General features: G+C 63.9%; 20 protein-coding genes. 16 read left to right on the top strand and 4 right to left on the bottom strand.

Annotated features, from left to right (window positions below; translation table 11 throughout):
* The first annotated feature begins 6 nt into the window (after nt 1-6).
* Nucleotides 7-312, top strand: coding sequence for an urease subunit beta (locus tag EB233_RS02820; RefSeq protein ID WP_064990165.1), 306 nt, complete (start codon nt 7-9; stop codon nt 310-312).
* 20 nt (nt 313-332) lie between these two features.
* Here the strand turns inward: EB233_RS02820 and EB233_RS02825 are convergent, their stop codons facing one another.
* Together EB233_RS02825 and EB233_RS02830 are read right to left on the bottom strand one after the other, a co-directional pair.
* Nucleotides 333-827 carry a hypothetical protein gene (locus EB233_RS02825; RefSeq protein WP_064990164.1) on the bottom strand — a complete coding sequence of 165 codons (495 nt, stop codon included), beginning with the start codon at nt 825-827 and terminating at the stop codon, nt 333-335.
* A gap of 114 nt (nt 828-941) precedes the next feature.
* Nucleotides 942-1,331, bottom strand: coding sequence for a hypothetical protein (locus tag EB233_RS02830; RefSeq protein ID WP_081294186.1), 390 nt, complete (start codon nt 1,329-1,331; stop codon nt 942-944).
* Between the two features lie 167 nt (nt 1,332-1,498).
* Between EB233_RS02830 and ureC the strand changes: the two genes are divergently transcribed.
* From ureC to EB233_RS02870, 8 genes are all read left to right on the top strand, one after another.
* Nucleotides 1,499-3,211 (top strand): urease subunit alpha, encoded by a 1,713-nt coding sequence (gene ureC / locus EB233_RS02835; protein WP_027052977.1) that lies wholly within the window; start codon nt 1,499-1,501, stop codon nt 3,209-3,211.
* Between the two features lie 80 nt (nt 3,212-3,291).
* Entirely contained in the window at nt 3,292-3,885 is a 594-nt protein-coding gene (locus EB233_RS02840; protein ID WP_064990162.1) for a hypothetical protein, read from the top strand.
* A gap of 45 nt (nt 3,886-3,930) precedes the next feature.
* Nucleotides 3,931-4,536 carry a glutathione S-transferase family protein gene (locus EB233_RS02845; protein WP_064990161.1) on the top strand — a complete coding sequence of 202 codons (606 nt, stop codon included), beginning with the start codon at nt 3,931-3,933 and terminating at the stop codon, nt 4,534-4,536.
* The gene (locus tag EB233_RS02850; RefSeq protein WP_064990160.1) at nt 4,533-5,135 is read left to right on the top strand and encodes an urease accessory protein UreE; all 603 of its coding nucleotides are present in this window, start codon (nt 4,533-4,535) and stop codon (nt 5,133-5,135) included. The genes EB233_RS02845 and EB233_RS02850 overlap by 4 nt, the downstream gene beginning before the upstream one ends.
* Nucleotides 5,128-5,799 (top strand): urease accessory protein UreF, encoded by a 672-nt coding sequence (locus EB233_RS02855; protein WP_064990159.1) that lies wholly within the window; start codon nt 5,128-5,130, stop codon nt 5,797-5,799. Before EB233_RS02850 ends, EB233_RS02855 begins: the two co-directional genes overlap by 8 nt.
* Nucleotides 5,796-6,236, top strand: coding sequence for a DUF3995 domain-containing protein (locus EB233_RS02860; protein WP_064990158.1), 441 nt, complete (start codon nt 5,796-5,798; stop codon nt 6,234-6,236). Before EB233_RS02855 ends, EB233_RS02860 begins: the two co-directional genes overlap by 4 nt.
* Entirely contained in the window at nt 6,233-6,874 is a 642-nt protein-coding gene (gene ureG / locus EB233_RS02865) for an urease accessory protein UreG (protein WP_064990157.1), read from the top strand. Before EB233_RS02860 ends, ureG begins: the two co-directional genes overlap by 4 nt.
* Nucleotides 6,875-6,958: 84 nt before the next feature.
* The gene (locus EB233_RS02870; RefSeq protein ID WP_027052970.1) at nt 6,959-7,726 is read left to right on the top strand and encodes a class II aldolase and adducin N-terminal domain-containing protein; all 768 of its coding nucleotides are present in this window, start codon (nt 6,959-6,961) and stop codon (nt 7,724-7,726) included.
* Here EB233_RS02870 and EB233_RS02875 read toward each other — a convergent pair.
* Nucleotides 7,723-8,355, bottom strand: coding sequence for an HAD family hydrolase (locus EB233_RS02875; RefSeq protein WP_064990156.1), 633 nt, complete (start codon nt 8,353-8,355; stop codon nt 7,723-7,725). The two genes, EB233_RS02870 and EB233_RS02875, sit on opposite strands and share 4 nt — an antisense overlap.
* A gap of 246 nt (nt 8,356-8,601) precedes the next feature.
* Between EB233_RS02875 and EB233_RS02880 the strand changes: the two genes are divergently transcribed.
* Nucleotides 8,602-9,561 carry a sugar-binding transcriptional regulator gene (locus EB233_RS02880; RefSeq protein WP_064990690.1) on the top strand — a complete coding sequence of 320 codons (960 nt, stop codon included), beginning with the start codon at nt 8,602-8,604 and terminating at the stop codon, nt 9,559-9,561.
* Between the two features lie 58 nt (nt 9,562-9,619).
* Here the strand turns inward: EB233_RS02880 and EB233_RS02885 are convergent, their stop codons facing one another.
* Nucleotides 9,620-9,805 carry a hypothetical protein gene (locus EB233_RS02885; RefSeq protein WP_081294185.1) on the bottom strand — a complete coding sequence of 62 codons (186 nt, stop codon included), beginning with the start codon at nt 9,803-9,805 and terminating at the stop codon, nt 9,620-9,622.
* 109 nt (nt 9,806-9,914) lie between these two features.
* Between EB233_RS02885 and gcvA the strand changes: the two genes are divergently transcribed.
* The 6 genes from gcvA to EB233_RS02915 all read left to right on the top strand — a co-directional run bounded on the left by gcvA (nt 9,915) and on the right by EB233_RS02915 (nt 15,974).
* Complete coding sequence (gene gcvA / locus EB233_RS02890) at nt 9,915-10,820, top strand: transcriptional regulator GcvA (protein ID WP_064990155.1); 906 nt, start codon at nt 9,915-9,917, stop codon at nt 10,818-10,820.
* A 189-nt stretch (nt 10,821-11,009) separates the two neighbouring features.
* Complete coding sequence (locus EB233_RS02895; RefSeq protein WP_027052965.1) at nt 11,010-12,320, top strand: ABC transporter substrate-binding protein; 1,311 nt, start codon at nt 11,010-11,012, stop codon at nt 12,318-12,320.
* 123 nt (nt 12,321-12,443) lie between these two features.
* A complete protein-coding gene (locus EB233_RS02900) occupies nt 12,444-13,316 on the top strand; it encodes a carbohydrate ABC transporter permease (RefSeq protein ID WP_027052964.1) in 873 nt (290 codons plus the stop codon).
* A gap of 11 nt (nt 13,317-13,327) precedes the next feature.
* A complete protein-coding gene (locus EB233_RS02905) occupies nt 13,328-14,152 on the top strand; it encodes a carbohydrate ABC transporter permease (RefSeq protein WP_027052963.1) in 825 nt (274 codons plus the stop codon).
* 50 nt (nt 14,153-14,202) lie between these two features.
* On the top strand, nt 14,203-15,201 hold the full coding sequence (locus tag EB233_RS02910; protein ID WP_027052962.1) for an ABC transporter ATP-binding protein: 999 nt from the start codon (nt 14,203-14,205) through the stop codon (nt 15,199-15,201).
* 2 nt (nt 15,202-15,203) lie between these two features.
* Nucleotides 15,204-15,974, top strand: a complete 771-nt coding sequence (locus EB233_RS02915; protein WP_064990154.1) for an L-iditol 2-dehydrogenase — start codon at nt 15,204-15,206, stop codon at nt 15,972-15,974.
* Nucleotides 15,975-16,020 lie beyond the last annotated feature (46 nt).

Raw genomic sequence — 16,020 nt, forward strand, 5'->3', positions numbered from 1 at the left:
TATCCGATGATCCCCGGCGAAATCATTCCCGTCCAAGGCGATATCGAGCTCAACACGGGTCTGGCGACGGTCACCCTGAAAGTCGCCAACAGCGGCGACCGGCCGATCCAGGTCGGCAGCCACTACCATTTCTTCGAAACCAATGAGGGGCTTAAATTCGACCGCGACCAAGCGCGCGGCATGCGTCTCGACATCGCCGCCGGCACCGCCATGCGCTTCGAGCCAGGCCAGGAACGCGACGTCACGCTGGTACCGCTCGGCGGCAAGCGCGAGGTCTATGGGTTCCAGCAGAAGGTTATGGGCAAGCTGTGAAGCGTAGCGGCGCGCTCAACTCATCTAGAGGGCTTGGCTGCCGCGTAGATGACGATCTTTCCCGGATCGTCGAACTCGACGGCGAGAACGTCCTGCGCCGCCACGCGCCGCGAATCGATGGCGTTGAACAGCAAGGCGTTGGCCTCGATCTCCTTGCGCAGTTCGGCGACATCGTCCCGATGCTGCCGGACCTTGTTCTCGATGACCGGCGGCGGGCCGCCTTCGCTGCGCGCCGCGTCGGTCAGGAACACGATATCGACCTTGTCCAGCTTCGAGGTCTTGCGCACCGTGCTGATGTTTTCACGCGTGCGCTCGATTGCCGAACTGACTTTTCCGATTTCAGCGGTGGCCTTGGCCTGTTCCTCGTTGATTTGCGAGCCGACGATCCGGTCGACGGTCTCCGGACTTTCAAGGCCCTGCGCGTTGAGCGCGGCTTGCGGAAGGCTTGCCGCCAGAAACGCCGCCGCCGCAACGACATGCAGCCAACGGAAATCAGGCAAGGTCATGGAGGTCATCGTTCGCTTTCGCACTTTGTTTCGACGCCGATGAAACGAAACGACTCCAGCCCGGCCACGGTTCCCTTCACGATTGGCTTGGCGGGCCGGGAGTCGGCCCGCCAAGCCGGATCGTCAACTGGCCTTCTTGGTGATCAAGGTCAGCGCACCATTGGGCTCCATGCTGGCCGCGACCACCTGCGCCGAGGTCATGCCCTTGGCCACGAGGGCGGACTTGACCTTGGGGGTGGCATCTATCGAGCTGCGCAGCTTCTGCAGGCCGGCATCGCCACGCTGGGCGATGACCTGATTGACCTGCGTCTGGGTGTCCTTCGGCAGTTCGGTGATGTCGACGATGTTGACGCTCTGGATCGCCGGCGAGGCCTGCTGACCGCCCGGGGCGGGAGTCGCCGCCTTGGGGGCAGGGGTGGCCGGAGCGGACTGTTGGGCGGGCTGCTGCTGGGCACTGGCGGCACCGGCCAGCATCAGGCTGGCGGCGGCTACAAGAAATATCGTTTTGCGCATGGATTTTCCTTCCATCGATTTGGCAAACGGTCGTTTTGGGGTGACCTGCCAACCTCAACCGCCAAATGGGATGAGAAGGTGTCGCCGAGCGGGTCATTGCGTGACCATTGGATGGCCGCAATGTGCGGCCCGGCCTCAACCACACCGTGTTTCGGGAGCAATCGCTGATGGCTAGAATCTCACGCGCCGCCTACGCCCAGATGTATGGTCCGACCGTCGGCGACAAGGTCAGGCTGGCCGACACCGAACTTTTCATCGAAGTCGAAAAGGACCTCACGATTCACGGTGAGGAGGTAAAATTCGGCGGCGGCAAGGTCATTCGCGACGGTATGGGCCAGAGCCAGGTTTCCCGCGCCGAGGGCGCGGTCGATACCGTCATCACCAACGCCTTGGTAATCGATGCCAGTGCCGGCATTTTCAAAGCCGATATCGGCCTCAGGGATGGCCGCATCGCGGCTGTCGGCAAGGCCGGCAATCCGGACACGCAGAACGGTGTCACCATCATCATCGGCCCGGGCACCGAAATCATCGCCGGCGAGGGCAAGATCCTGACACCGGGCGGCTTCGACGCGCATATCCACTTCATCTGCCCGCAGCAGATCGAAGAGGCGCTGATGAGCGGCATTACCACCATGCTGGGCGGCGGCACCGGGCCGGCGCATGGCACGCTGGCGACCACCTGCACGCCGGGGCCATGGCACATGGCGCGGATGATCCAGTCCTTCGACGCCTTCCCGATGAACATCGGCCTGTCCGGCAAGGGCAATGCCTCGCTGCCGGCGGCACTGGAAGAGATGGTGCTGGGCGGCGCCTGCTCGCTGAAGCTGCACGAGGATTGGGGCACGACGCCGGCTGCCATCGACTGCTGCCTGTCGGTCGCCGACGACCATGACGTGCAGGTGATGATCCACACCGATACGCTCAACGAATCCGGCTTCGTCGAAAACACGGTGGCGGCAATCAAGGGCCGCACCATCCATGCCTTTCACACCGAGGGCGCCGGTGGCGGCCATGCTCCCGACATCATCAAGGTCTGCGGCCTGCCCAACGTCATCCCGTCCTCGACCAATCCGACAAGACCCTACACCGTCAACACGCTGGCCGAGCATCTCGACATGCTGATGGTCTGCCATCATCTGTCGCCGTCGATCCCCGAGGACATCGCCTTCGCCGAGAGCCGCATCCGCAAGGAGACGATCGCGGCCGAGGACATACTGCATGACATCGGCGCCTTCTCGATCATCTCGTCCGACAGCCAGGCCATGGGCCGCGTCGGCGAAGTGGCGATCCGCACCTGGCAGACCGCCGACAAGATGAAGCGCCAGCGCGGCTCACTGCCGCAGGAAACCGGCGACAACGACAATTTCCGCGTCCGCCGCTACATCGCCAAGTACACGATCAACCCGGCCATCGCGCACGGCCTGTCCAAGGACATCGGCTCGATCGCGGTCGGCAAACGCGCCGACCTGGTGCTGTGGAACCCCGCCTTCTTCGGTGTCAAACCGGACATGGTGCTGATCGGCGGGATGATCGCCGCCGCCCCGATGGGCGACCCCAACGCCTCGATCCCGACGCCGCAGCCGATGCACTACCGGCCAATGTTCGGCGCCTACGGCAAGGCCAGGACCAATTCGTCGGTGACCTTCGTCTCGAAAGCCGCGCTCGAATCAGGCCTGCACGGCCGGCTTGGCGTCGACAAGCAGTTCGTTGCCGTCGAAAACACCCGCGGCGGCATCGGCAAACATTCGATGGTGCTCAACGACGCCACCCCGCATGTCGAAGTCGACCCGGAGACCTACGAGGTGCGGGCCGACGGCGAATTGCTGACCTGCGAGCCTGCGACGGTGCTGCCGATGGCGCAGCGGTATTTTCTGTTCTGAGTTCGACCGCCAAAATCCGTTGCGGCTGGCATGCACAGGCCGCAATATGCGGCCGCGCAGAAACTCATAATGATCCAGGCATGGCCACCGAAATAGCCTCCGCCCACGACATCTTCCCGCACATCCGCATCGTCATGGGCATGGTGATCGGACTTGGCGTCGCGCGCCTGCTGTCGGGGGTAGCGCGCATCGTCCAGCATCCGGGCCAGTACCGGCTCTATCCCGTGCATCTGGCCTGGGTCGCTTCGGTGCTGTTGATGCTGGTGCATTTCTGGTGGTGGGAGTTCGGCCTCTACGCCATCGAGACATGGACCTTCGGCAAATACCTGTTCATCATCTTCTACGCGATCACGCTGTTCCTGCTCTGCGCGCTGCTGTTTCCGGATTCGATGCTGGATTACACAAGCTACGAGGATTTCTTCTATTCGCGCCGAGGCTGGTTCTTCGGCCTGTTGGCGGCAACCTATCTGCTCGATGTGATCGACACGCTGCTGAAAGGGCCGGAGCATTTTGCCCGCTTCGGCAGCGAATATCTGTTCCGCACGCCAATCTTCGTCGCGCTTTGCATTGCCGCGATCCTGGTGCGCGACCGCCGCTTCCACATCGCCTTTGTCGCGGCGGCGCTGATCTACCAGATATCGTTCATCCTGCGGCTCTTCGACACGATCGTATGACCATGGCGGATGGTCTAGTCTGCTTGGGAAAGGCAGGTGTCAATCATGTATAAGGCCGTCGGATCACGGGGATCCCGGGTCAGCCGTGTCCTCTGGATGCTCGAGGAGCTCGGGCAGCCCTATGAATTCGTCGCGGTCAAGCTGCGCTCGCCGGAAGCCTATGCGCTCAACCCGTCGGGCAAGGTGCCGATCCTCATCGACGGCGAGCTGACGGTGACGGATTCGGCGGCGATCTGCGTCTATCTGGCCGACAAGCACGCCGACAAAGGCATGGGCGCCAATCCGGGTGTCGCCGGCCGTGCCGAGATGGATTCCTGGATGCATTTTGCCCAGAGCGAGTTCGAGGCGCCGCTGTGGAACAAGCTGCGTCACCGCTTCCTGCTGCCGAAGGAGGTCCGCGTCGATGTCGGCCCCGCGGCGGCCTATGATTTCGCTTCCGAGACCAAGGCACTGGACCGCCGCCTTGGCGACAAGCCGTTTGCGCTGGGCGACCGGTTCTCTGCCGTCGACGTGCTTTTGGGCGACATGGGCGGCTGGGCCCGGGCCGGAAAATTCCAGATCGAATCCGAGCGCGTCAACGCCTATTTCGACCGCGTGCTGGCGCGGCCCGCCCGCGCTCGGGCGCAAGCCAATGGAGGCTCGATGAAATGAAGCTCAACCTCAACACCGACTTCACCAAATTTCCACGCGCCGTCTCCGTGCTGCCCGCCGGCGCGGCAGGAGCCACCGTGCCGTCCGGGCGTGCCGTTCTTGCCCATGACGAGCGGCATCTGCGCCGCCGGGCCATCGAACTTGCCGACGGCAGCAAGGTGCTGGTCGACATGCCCGAACCCGTCGCCCTGAACGATGGCGACCGGCTGGTGCTGGAGGATGGCCGCCATGTCGAGATCAGCGCCGCGCCGGAAGAGGTCTACGACATCCGCGCCCGCGACAGCGTGCATCTGACCGAGCTCGCCTGGCATATCGGCAACCGTCATCTCGCCGCGGGCATCGAGGCGGATCGGATCGTCATCCTGCGCGACCACGTCATCAAGGCAATGCTGGAGGGGCTCGGCGCCTCGGTGCGCGAGGTTTCCGAACCGTTCAAGCCGGTGCGCGGCGCCTATTCCGGCCATGGCAGCGGGCATGGGCATGGGCATGATCACGGCCATTCCCACAGCCATGCGGAATCCCATTCGCATGCGCATGGTGAATCGCATTCCCATGCCCACAGCCATTCTCACCACGGTCACCATCACGACCATGACTGACCAGCCTTCCAACATCGCCTTGCTGCGGCTGATGGCGTGGCTGTCGCCGGCCTTCCCGGTCGGCGGCTTCGCCTACAGCCACGGTCTCGAACGCGCGGTGCATGACGGGCTGGTTGCCGATGCCGGGGGCCTGGTTCGCTGGCTGGAGACACTGGTCGAGATGGGTTCAGGCTGGAACGATGCGGTACTGTTCGCCGAGAGCTGGCGCCGTGCACGCCACGGTAGCGATCTCGACGAAGTGGCCGCACTGGCCGAGGCGCTGGCCGGCTCGCGCGAGCGCCACACCGAGACCATGTTGCAGGGGGCGGCCTTCCTCAAAGCGGCAACGGCGTGGTCCAATCCCGTGTTAGCGCGCCTGCCGGCAGAATGCGCCTATTGCGCCGCCGTTGGCGCCATCGCCGGCGGCAACGGTATCGCGCTGCAGGACGCGCTGTGCGCCTTCCTGCAAGCCTTCTTCTCCAACCTCGTCCAGGCGGCGATCCGGCTCGGCGTCGTCGGCCAAAGCGAGGCCACCGCGCTGCTGGCCGGCTTCGAGCCACTGGCCCTCTCGACCGCCGCCCGCGCCTCCCGCTCGACATTGGACGATCTCGGCGGCTGCGCCTTCGTCTCCGACGTGATGGCGATGAAGCACGAAACCCAGTATTCGCGGCTGTTCCGCTCATGAGCGTCCTCGCCTTTGTCCTCTCCTTCGTCCTGCTGCTGATCACGGCGTTGCATGTCTATTGGGGCATTGGCGGCATCTGGCCGGGCAGGGATTCAGCTTCCTGCGCCCACGCCGTCGTCGGCTTTCGCGGCGTCGACGAAATGCCGTCGTCCTTCGCCAGTTTCGCCGTCGCCGCCTGTCTCGGCCTGGCGACACTCTGGCCGCTGGCGCTCATCGGCTTCTTTGCCTCGCCCTTCCCAAGGGAAGGCCTGGCCGCCACTTCGCTGCTGATCGGGCTGGTGTTTCTGGGACGCGGCATTGCCGGCTTCACGCCGTGGTGGCGGCGGCTGGCGCCGGAACAACCTTTCGCCCGGCTCGATACCAGTCTTTATTCGCCGCTGTGCCTGCTGATCGGGCTCAGCTTCGCCATCCTTGCCGTCACGGAGTTCCCGACATGACCCAGCCCAATGGTCCCCTTCGCATCGGCATTGGCGGCCCTGTCGGCTCCGGCAAGACGACGCTGACCGAGAAGCTCTGCAAGGCGTTGCGCGACGAGTTCTCCATCGCCGTCGTCACCAACGACATCTACACCAGGGAAGACGCCATGATGCTGGCCCGGCTGCAGGCGTTGCCGGAGGACCGCATCGTCGGCGTCGAGACCGGCGGCTGCCCGCATACCGCCATCCGCGAGGATGCCTCGATCAATCTGCAGGCGATCGCCGAGCTCAACCGGAAATTCCCCGGCCTCGACATCATCTTCATCGAATCCGGCGGCGACAACCTTGCCGCCACCTTCTCGCCGGACCTCGCGGACCTGACGCTCTATGTCATCTCGGTCTGCCAGGGCGAGGAAATCCCGCGCAAGGGCGGACCGGCGATCACGCGTTCCGATTTCCTGATCATCAACAAGAGCGATTTGGCGCCCTATGTGAACGTCAACCTCGACGTGATGGAGAGCGACGCCGGCCGCATGCGCGGCAAGCGGCCGTTCGGCTTCACCGATCTGTCGCGCGGCAAGGGCTTGCAGGAGGTGATCGATTTCATCATCGAGCATGGCGGGCTGAGGGTCGGCACCGCCGCCAGCACGGCGGCCTGAGCAGCAACTTCTCCCTGCACCAACCAAAACCCGTTGCGGGCAGCCGTCGGTCGCGGCATTCTCGCCAAAACCGGAGGATTTTCGATGAGCATCGCCCGCCTGCAGAAGGAAACGCTGACCAACCTGCCCTTCTACGAAGAGCGCGTCGATCTCGCCTGCGCGTTTCGCTGGACGGCACGGCTCAACATGCACGAGGCCGTGGCCAACCATTTCTCGCTGGCGGTCAACAAGGACGGCACGCAGTTCCTGATGAACCCGAACCAGGTGCATTTCTCGCGCATCAAGGCGAGCGACCTGTTGATGATCGACGCCAACGATCCTGACACGTTGTCGGGGCCTAACGCGCCCGACCCGACGGCCTGGGGCCTGCACGGCGCCATCCATCGCAACGTGCCGCATGCGCGCTGCGTCATGCATGTCCATTCGATCCACGCCACGGTGCTCGCCTCGCTGGCGGACTCGACATTGCCGCCGATCGACCAGAATTCTGCGATGTTCTTCAATCGCCATGTCGTCGACGCGCATTATGGCGGATTGGCCTTCGAGGAAGAGGGCGAGCGCTGCTCGCAACTTCTCATCGATCCCAAGGTCAAGGTGATGGTGATGGGCAATCACGGTGTGCTGGTCATCGGCGACACGGTGGCGGACGCTTTCAACCGCATGTTCTATTTCGAGCGCGCCGCGGAGACCTACATCAAGGCGCTGTGGACCGGCCGCCCGCTACGCACATTGTCCGATGCGATCGCCGAGAAGACGGCAAGCGAGATGGATGATTATCCGGGCCAGGCCGAACGTCATCTCGCCGAATTGAAGGCGATCCTCGACGAGGAAGAGCCGGTCTACCGGAACTAGAGCCCGAGCTGAGCTCGCAATTCCCCGGCGCTGTTGATGACGATGGCGCCGGGCGGTCCTTCCATCGGCTTTTCCGGCCAGAAGATCGTCTTCATGCCCGCCGCCAGACCCGCCATGGCGCCCGGCCAACTGTCGTCGACAGCGACAGCATGCGCGGGATCGACATCGGCCAGATAGGCGGCGCGCAGGAACGGTTCGGCATGCGGCTTGCCGTCGCGCACATCGTTGCGGCTGACGGTCTTCATGCCGGGAAAAAAGAGGCCGACGGCACGCAGATTGGCATCGACGATCAGCCGGTCGGAATTGGAGACCACCGCCTGCTGCACGCCAAGCGCGCGCAATTCATCGAAGACCTCGATCGCACCGGGGCGCGGCCTCAAGCTTTCGACCAGCGGCAGATAGTGCTCGTATTTGCGCACGATCCAGTCGTCGAAGGGCAGGTCCAGGCCAAACTCGTCGCGCATCATCTCGTAGACCGGCCAGGCGGCAACGCCGAGCACACGCTCATGCAGATCGGCGGGCGGTACAAGACCGACATTGCGCATTGCCGCCACCAGGGCCGCCTCGTGCAACGGCTCGCTGTCGACCAGCGTACCGTCCATGTCCCAGAAAACCGCTCTCGGTGTCATGCAGCGCTCCTTTTGCGATCCCCTTAAAGGGTTTGTCCCGGGAGATAAACCGTCGGAATCGCAGAAGGTGGCCGCGACCGGAGCCGAAGTCGCCCCCGTCCTCGGCGGCCAGACACTGCCGGCGGGGCAATCCCCATCTCGCAGTTGCGAACAATTGCCCGTGATATTGACAATTGCGCAGACAACCGTTCCCTGCGAAACTACAGGCAGACCGCCTTGATGACCGGCGGTCTTGGGAGGCAGGACGTGAGTACCCGGCAGGATGGCGGCAGCAACAGGCTGGACGACGCGGCGCGCGCCGGCTGGCTCTATTACGTTGCCGGCAACACACAGGACCAGATCGCCGCCACGCTCGGCATTTCGCGGCAGACGGCGCAGCGGCTGGTGTCGCTGGCGGTGTCGGAAGGCTTGATCAAGGTTCGGGTCGACCATCCTATCGCCAACTGCCTGGATCTCGCGGCCCGGCTGAGATTGCGTTTCGCGCTCGATCTCGTCGAGGTGGTGCCGAGCGATCCCAATTCATCGTCGACGACCATCGGCATCGCCGAGGCCGCCGCCGCCGAGATCGAGCGGCGGCTGCGGTCGCCGACGCCGATCGTCATGGGGATCGGCACCGGGCGCACGCTGAAGGCGGCGATCGAGCAGCTGCCGCCGATGGAATGCCCGCAGCACAAGGTCGTGTCGTTGACCGGCAACATCTCGCCTGACGGCTCCGCCGCCTTCTACAACGTCATCTTCACCATGGCCGACCGCGTCAAGGCGCGCTCCTTCCCGATGCCGCTGCCGGTCATCGCCTCCTCGCCGCAGGAGCGCGAGATGCTGCTCAACCAGCCGATGATCCAGCCAACGCTGGCCCTTGCGGCGGAAGCCGATGTCACCTTCATCGGCATTGGCGACCTCGGCCCCAGGGCGCCGCTCTACGAGGATGGCTTCATTTCCGAAAGCGAGCTGAAGGCGCTGCAGAAGGCCGGCGGCATCGCCGAGATCGTCGGCTGGGTGTTCGACCGGGAAGGCCGCATGATCGAGGGCATCACCAATGACCGGGTGTCGTCGGCCTCGCTACCCTCCCGCGAAAAATCGCTGGTCATCGCGCTGGCCATGGGCGAGCGCAAGCTGCCCGGGATCCTGGCGGCCGTGAACCGCCGGCTGGTCAATGGGCTGATCACCGATGAGCGGACAGCGACCGCCCTTTTGGCCGGCATCTGACCGGGAAGCCCTGCCGAATGCGGCACGGGCGACTGCTTTTGCGATAAAGCCAACACGTCTATCCGTGCCGACCGAAAGGGTCGTTGCCATCGAGAAGACCAAGGTCGCGCTGCAGATGCGGCGACAGGTCCCTGATGTCGAGATGCGCCCTTCTTCTGATCGCGAACCAGCCTAAACCATCCGTGAGCCAAGAAATCCAGCGATGATCCGGAGCTGGAGTGCCCTTTTGCTGCGCCATGGTCATGATCTTCAACCTCCGCTATCCTGAACCCGAATGACGGGTTGACGGAAATGTCGGTCTTGCCGGCCGGCTTTGCCAATCGAACGTCGATAAGGACCCATAAGGAGGCCTTATGCCGGATCTGAGCTCGCCACAGGTTTCGCAACTGCCGCCGCTGCAGGCGGTCAGGGTGTTCGAGGCGGTGGCGCGGCACCTTTCCTTCACCAAGGCGGCCGTGGAACTCGCCATGACACAGGCAGCCGTCAGCTATCAGATCAAAGTGCTGGAAGAGCGTGTCGGCGCACCTTTGTTCCTGCGCCGGCCGCGGCAGATCGAGCTGACCGAAGCCGGCCAACGCCTGGCGCCGGCGGTCAGCGAGGCCTTTGCCATTCTTGGCCAGGCCTATGCCGCGGCGCGCGGTGGCGCGGACGGGTTGCTGTGCGTAACCACGGTGCTGACCTTCGCCTCGAACTGGCTGGCGCATCATCTGGGCTCGTTCCAGCTGGCCCATCCAGGCCTTGCCGTGCGGCTCGAAACGTCGAGCCGGCTGACGGATTTCGCCCGCGAGGATGTCGACCTCGCCATCCGCTCGGGCGGCGGCAAATGGCCGGGGCTGGAAGCCCACAAGCTGCTCGACGCCGATTTCACACCGATGCTGAGCCCGAAGCTCGCGGCGAGCATCGGCGGCGTCAACGAGCCGGCCGACCTGTTGCGGCTGCCGATCCTCGATCCGGGCGACGTCTGGTGGACGCAATGGTTCGAGACGGCGGGCGTGCATGCGCACGACCTTGCCACGCGGCCCGGCAGCAGCATGGGCGCGCAGGCCTACGAGGCGAACGCGGCGATCGCCGGCCATGGCGTGGCGATCCTGACCCGGGCGCTGTTCAAGACGGAACTTGCCGAAGGCCGCCTGATCCAGCCTTTCGATCTCGTCGGCGACGACGGCCATGCCTACTGGCTGGTCTATCCCGAAGCGCGCCGCAACGTGCCGAAGATCCGCGCCTTCCGCGACTGGCTGCTGGCCGAGATCGCCTGCTGACAGGCCCTTTTCACCCGATCCGATCTTCCACGCCCGCCGACTAATATGCGGCACGGGCACTGTCCGTCGCCCTGTATCGGCAAGCCCGGTGCTGCGCTGCAGCATCGAATCCACTTGACATAATTCACGCCAAGTGAGTAATTGCTCATAGCCAAGGCAAATGCTCACTTGGTTCATGGGAGGAATTTGATGAAACTGCGCACGCTCACCCTGGGCTTGTTGTCGGCCAGCGCTCTCGCTTTTGCCGCACATGCCGAATCCATCACCATCGCCACCGTCAACAATGGCGATATGGTCCGCATGCAGAAGCTGACCGAAGACTTCACCAAGGCTAATCCCGACGTCCAGCTCAACTGGGTCACGCTTGAAGAGAACGTGCTGCGCGAGCGCGTCACCACCGACATCGCCACCAAGGGTGGTCAGTATGACGTGATGACCATCGGCACCTACGAAGTTCCGATCTGGGCCAAGCAAAGCTGGCTGCTGCCGCTCGACAAGCTCGGCGCCGACTACGACACCAAGGACATCATCCCGGCCATCGCTGGCGGCCTTTCGGTCGACGGCAAGCTCTATGCCGCGCCCTTCTACGGCGAAAGCTCCTTCGTCATGTACCGCAAGGACCTGATGGACAAGGCCGGGCTGAAGATGCCCGATGCGCCGACTTGGGACTTCATCAAGCAGGCCGCCGACAAGATGACCGACCGTGCCAATGGCGTGAACGGCGTCTGCCTGCGCGGCAAGGCCGGCTGGGGCGAAAACATGGCGTTCCTGACCGCCATGTCGAACTCCTTCGGCGCCCGCTGGTTCGACGAGAACTGGAAGCCGCAGTTCGACCAGCCGGAATGGAAGAAGACGCTGCAGTTCTATGTCGACCTGATGAAGGCCGACGGCCCCGAGGGCGCCTCTTCCAACGGCTTCAACGAAAACCTGGCGCTTTTCCAGCAGGGCAAGTGCGGCATGTGGATCGACGCCACTGTCGCCGCCTCCTTCGTGTCGGATCCGAAGAACTCCACCGTCGCCGACAAGGTCGGCTATGCGCTGGCGCCTGACAATGGGCTCGGCAAGCGCGGCAACTGGCTGTGGGCATGGTCGCTGGCGATTCCCGCCGGTACGAAGAAGGCCGACGCCGCCGAGAAGTTCGTCTCCTGGGCGACCAGCAAGCACTACGCCGAACTCGTCGCTTCGAAAGAAGGCTGGGCCAACGTTCCTCCGGGCACGCGCTCCTCGCTCTACGCCAACCCCGAGTACCAGAAGGCGGCTCCGTTCGCCAAGATGACGCTGGACTCGATCAACGCCGCCGACCCGACGCATCCGACCGTCAAGCCGGTGCCCTATGTCGGCGTGCAGTTCGTCGCCATCCCAGAGTTCCAGGGTCTTGGCACCACCGTCGGCCAGCTCTTCTCGGCCGCCTTGGCCGGCCAGTCGAGCGTCGACGATGCGCTGAAGCAGGCCCAGGACGCCGCCACCGCGACGATGACCGAAGGCGGGTATATCAAGTAAGGCTCCTCCCGGTGCCGATGCCGGTCACCTCCTCGACCGGCAACGGCCGCCCGAGTTCCCAGCTCGGGCGGCCGCCTTCAACGCCTCTGAAAATTCAAGTCCGACCATTGAAGGGTGACCGTCATGGCTACTCAGCAGACCCGTTCGCTTGCCCGTTTCATGATGGCGCCATCCGTTTTGCTGCTGCTGGTCTGGATGGTCGTTCCACTGGCGCTGACGCTGTGGTTCTCCTTCCAGCAGTACAATCCGCTCAATCCGGTGCGCGACGGCTTCGTCGGCCTCTCCAACTACGCGCTGTTCTATTCCAATCCCGCCTTCCTGCAGTCGATCCTCAACACCCTGATCCTGGTGATCAGCGTGCTGCTGATCACGGTGATCGGCGGCATCCTGCTGGCGCTTTTGATCGACCAGCCGATGTGGGGTCAGGGCATCGTGCGCATCCTCGTCATATCGCCGTTCTTCGTCATGCCGCCGGTGGCCGCATTGGTCTGGAAGAACATGATCATGCATCCGCAATATGGGGTGTTCGCCGACATAGCGCGCTTCTTCGGGGCGCAACCGATCGACTGGTTCGGGCAACATCCGATGACGGCGATCATCATCATCGTCGCTTGGCAGTGGCTGCCTTTCGCGACGCTGATCCTGCTGACCGCGCTGCAGTCGCTCGACGGCGAGCAGAAGGAAGCCGCCGAAATGGACGGCGCCGGTTTCTTCAGCCGCTTCATCTATCTGACGCTGCCGCACATGTCGCGCGCCATCACCGTGGTCATCCTGATCCAGACGATCTTCCTGCTCTCGGTCTATGCCGAGATCCTCGTCACCACCAATGGCGGCCCAGGCTACGCCTCCACCAACCTGCCCTTCCTGGTCTACCAGAAGGCATTGCTGGAGTTCAAAATCGGCCAGGCTTCGGCCGGCGGCATCATCGCGGTCATTCTCGCCAACATCGTCGCCTTCTTCGCCATGCGCGCCGTCGGCAAGAACCTGGACAAGTAAGGGAGGACAAGATGGCACGCTCAGTCACCACCCAGCACAAGACAATCGCGACCGTCGCCGCCTGGATCGTCGCGCTGCTGATCTTCTTCCCGATCCTCTATACGATCATCACCTCGTTCAAGTCGGAGCAGGAGGCGATCCAGGGCTTCAACCTGATCCCGTCGGGAACGTTCGAGAGCTATGCCGAAGTTCAGGCGCAGAGCGGCTACTTCAAGTTCTTTCTGAACTCCGTGCTGCTCTCGGTCGGCTCGACCATCCTGGCCCTGCTGGTCGCCATTCCGGCAGCATGGTCGATGGCGTTCTCGCCGACCAAGCGGACCAAGGACATATTGATGTGGATGCTGTCCACCAAGATGATGCCGGCGGTCGCGGTGCTGTTCCCGATCTACCTGATCTTCCGCAATCTCGGCCTGCTCGACAGCCGCATCGGCCTGATGGTCATGCTGATGCTGATCAACCTGCCGATCGTGGTGTGGATGCTCTACACCTACTTCCGCGAAATCCCCGGCGAGATCCTCGAGGCGGCGCGCATGGACGGCGCCTCGCTGTGGAACGAGATCGTCTATGTGCTGACCCCGATGGCGGTGCCGGGCATTGCCTCGACCATGCTGTTGAACATCATCCTGGCCTGGAACGAGGCGTTCTGGACGATCCGGCTGACCACCACGGACGCAGCGCCGCTGACCGCCTTCATCAGTTCGTTCTCCAGCCCGCAAGGCCTGTTCTGGGCCAAGCTTTCGGCAGCCTCGACGCTGGCGATCGCGCCGATCCTGATCATGGGCTGGTTCAGCCAGAAGCAGCTGGTGCGCGGTCTGACATTTGGCGCCGTGAAATAGTATCGCGCACGCCAACCGACGACGGACAGTAACCCCTCGGGGAGGAAACCATGGGAAACATCACGCTCAAGAACGTCTCCAAGTCCTTCGGGGCGACGTCCATCATCCCCGGCCTCGACCTGGTGATCGAGAATGGCGAGTTCGTCGTCTTCGTCGGCCCGTCGGGTTGCGGCAAGTCCACTCTGCTGCGGCTGATCGCCGGGCTGGAAGACACCAGCGGCGGCACCATCAACATCGATGGCCGCGACGTCACCGGCGAGGCGCCGGCCAAGCGCAAGCTTGCCATGGTGTTCCAGTCCTACGCGCTCTATCCGCATATGACCGTGGCCAAGAACATCGCCTTCCCGCTGAAGATGGCGGGCGAGGACCAGGCGACCATCGACAAGAAGGTGAAGGACGCGGCACGCGTGCTGAACCTCACCAACTATCTCGAACGCCGGCCCGGCCAGCTCTCCGGCGGCCAGCGCCAGCGCGTCGCCATCGGCCGCGCCATCGTGCGCCAGCCTTCGGCCTTCCTGTTCGACGAGCCGCTGTCCAACCTCGACGCGGCGCTGCGCGGCACGATGCGGCTGGAGATCAGCGAGCTGCACCACCAGCTCAAGACGACGATGATCTACGTCACCCACGACCAGGTCGAAGCCATGACCATGGCCGACAAGATCGTCGTGCTGAATGCCGGCAACATCGAGCAGGTCGGCTCGCCGATGGAGCTCTACAAGACGCCGCGCAACCTGTTCGTGGCCGGCTTCATCGGCTCGCCGAAGATGAATCTCATCGAAGGCGCGCCGGCGGCCAAACATGGCGCCAAGACCATCGGCATCCGTCCCGAACACATGGAAATCTCGACCACGGCCGGCGAATGGAAGGCTACCGTCGGCGTTGCCGAGCATCTGGGCTCCGACACTTTCCTGCATGTCCAGGCCGATGGCGTCGGGCCGCTGACGGTGCGTGCCGACGGCGAGCTCGCCGTCCATCACGGCGACACCATCTACCTGACGCCCGACAAGGCCAAGCTGCATCGCTTCGGCGCCGACGGGAAGGCGATGTGAGCATGCGCCTGGCCGGCAAATCGGCGCTGATCACGGGTTCGGCGCGCGGCATCGGCAGGGCCTTCGCCGAAGCCTATGTACGCGAAGGCGCCACGGTGGCGATTGCCGACATCAACCTCGAGGCCGCGCAAAAGACGGCGGCCGAGATCGGCGGCAACGCCTATGCCGTCAAACTCGACGTCGCGGATCAGGCATCCATCGATGCAGCGATGAAGACGGTGGAGAGCAAGGCCGGCGGCCTCGACATATTGATCAACAACGCGGCTTTATTCGACCTGGCGCCGATCGTCGAAATCTCTCGGGCGAGCTACGAAAAGCTGTTCTCCGTGAACGTCGCCGGTACGCTGTTCATGCTGCAGGCGGCCGCTCGCTCGATGATCGCGCGAGGCAAGGGCGGCCGGATCATCAACATGGCGAGCCAGGCCGGACGGCGCGGCGAAGCGCTGGTCGGCGTCTATTGCGCCACCAAGGCCGCCGTCATCTCGCTGACCCAGTCGGCGGGGCTCGACCTGATCAAGCATCGCATCAACGTCAACGGCATCGCGCCCGGCGTGGTCGACAGCGACATGTGGGACCAGGTCGATGCGCTGTTCGCCAAATACGAGAACCGGCCGAAGGGCGAGAAGAAGCGGCTTGTCGGCGAAGGGGTGCCTTACGGCCGCATGGGCAAGCCGGAGGATCTCGCCGGCATGGCCGTGTTCCTGGCCAGCGATGAAGCCGAATACATCGTTGCCCAGACCTACAATGTCGACGGCGGCCAGTGGATGAGTTGAGGGGGGCGGCCTCTGCTTCTCGTCCTCCGCGAGGGGCAGAGGCCAA

Origin of the sequence: Mesorhizobium erdmanii (assembly GCF_013170725.1) — a bacterium.
Lineage (GTDB): Bacteria > Pseudomonadota > Alphaproteobacteria > Rhizobiales > Rhizobiaceae > Mesorhizobium > Mesorhizobium erdmanii.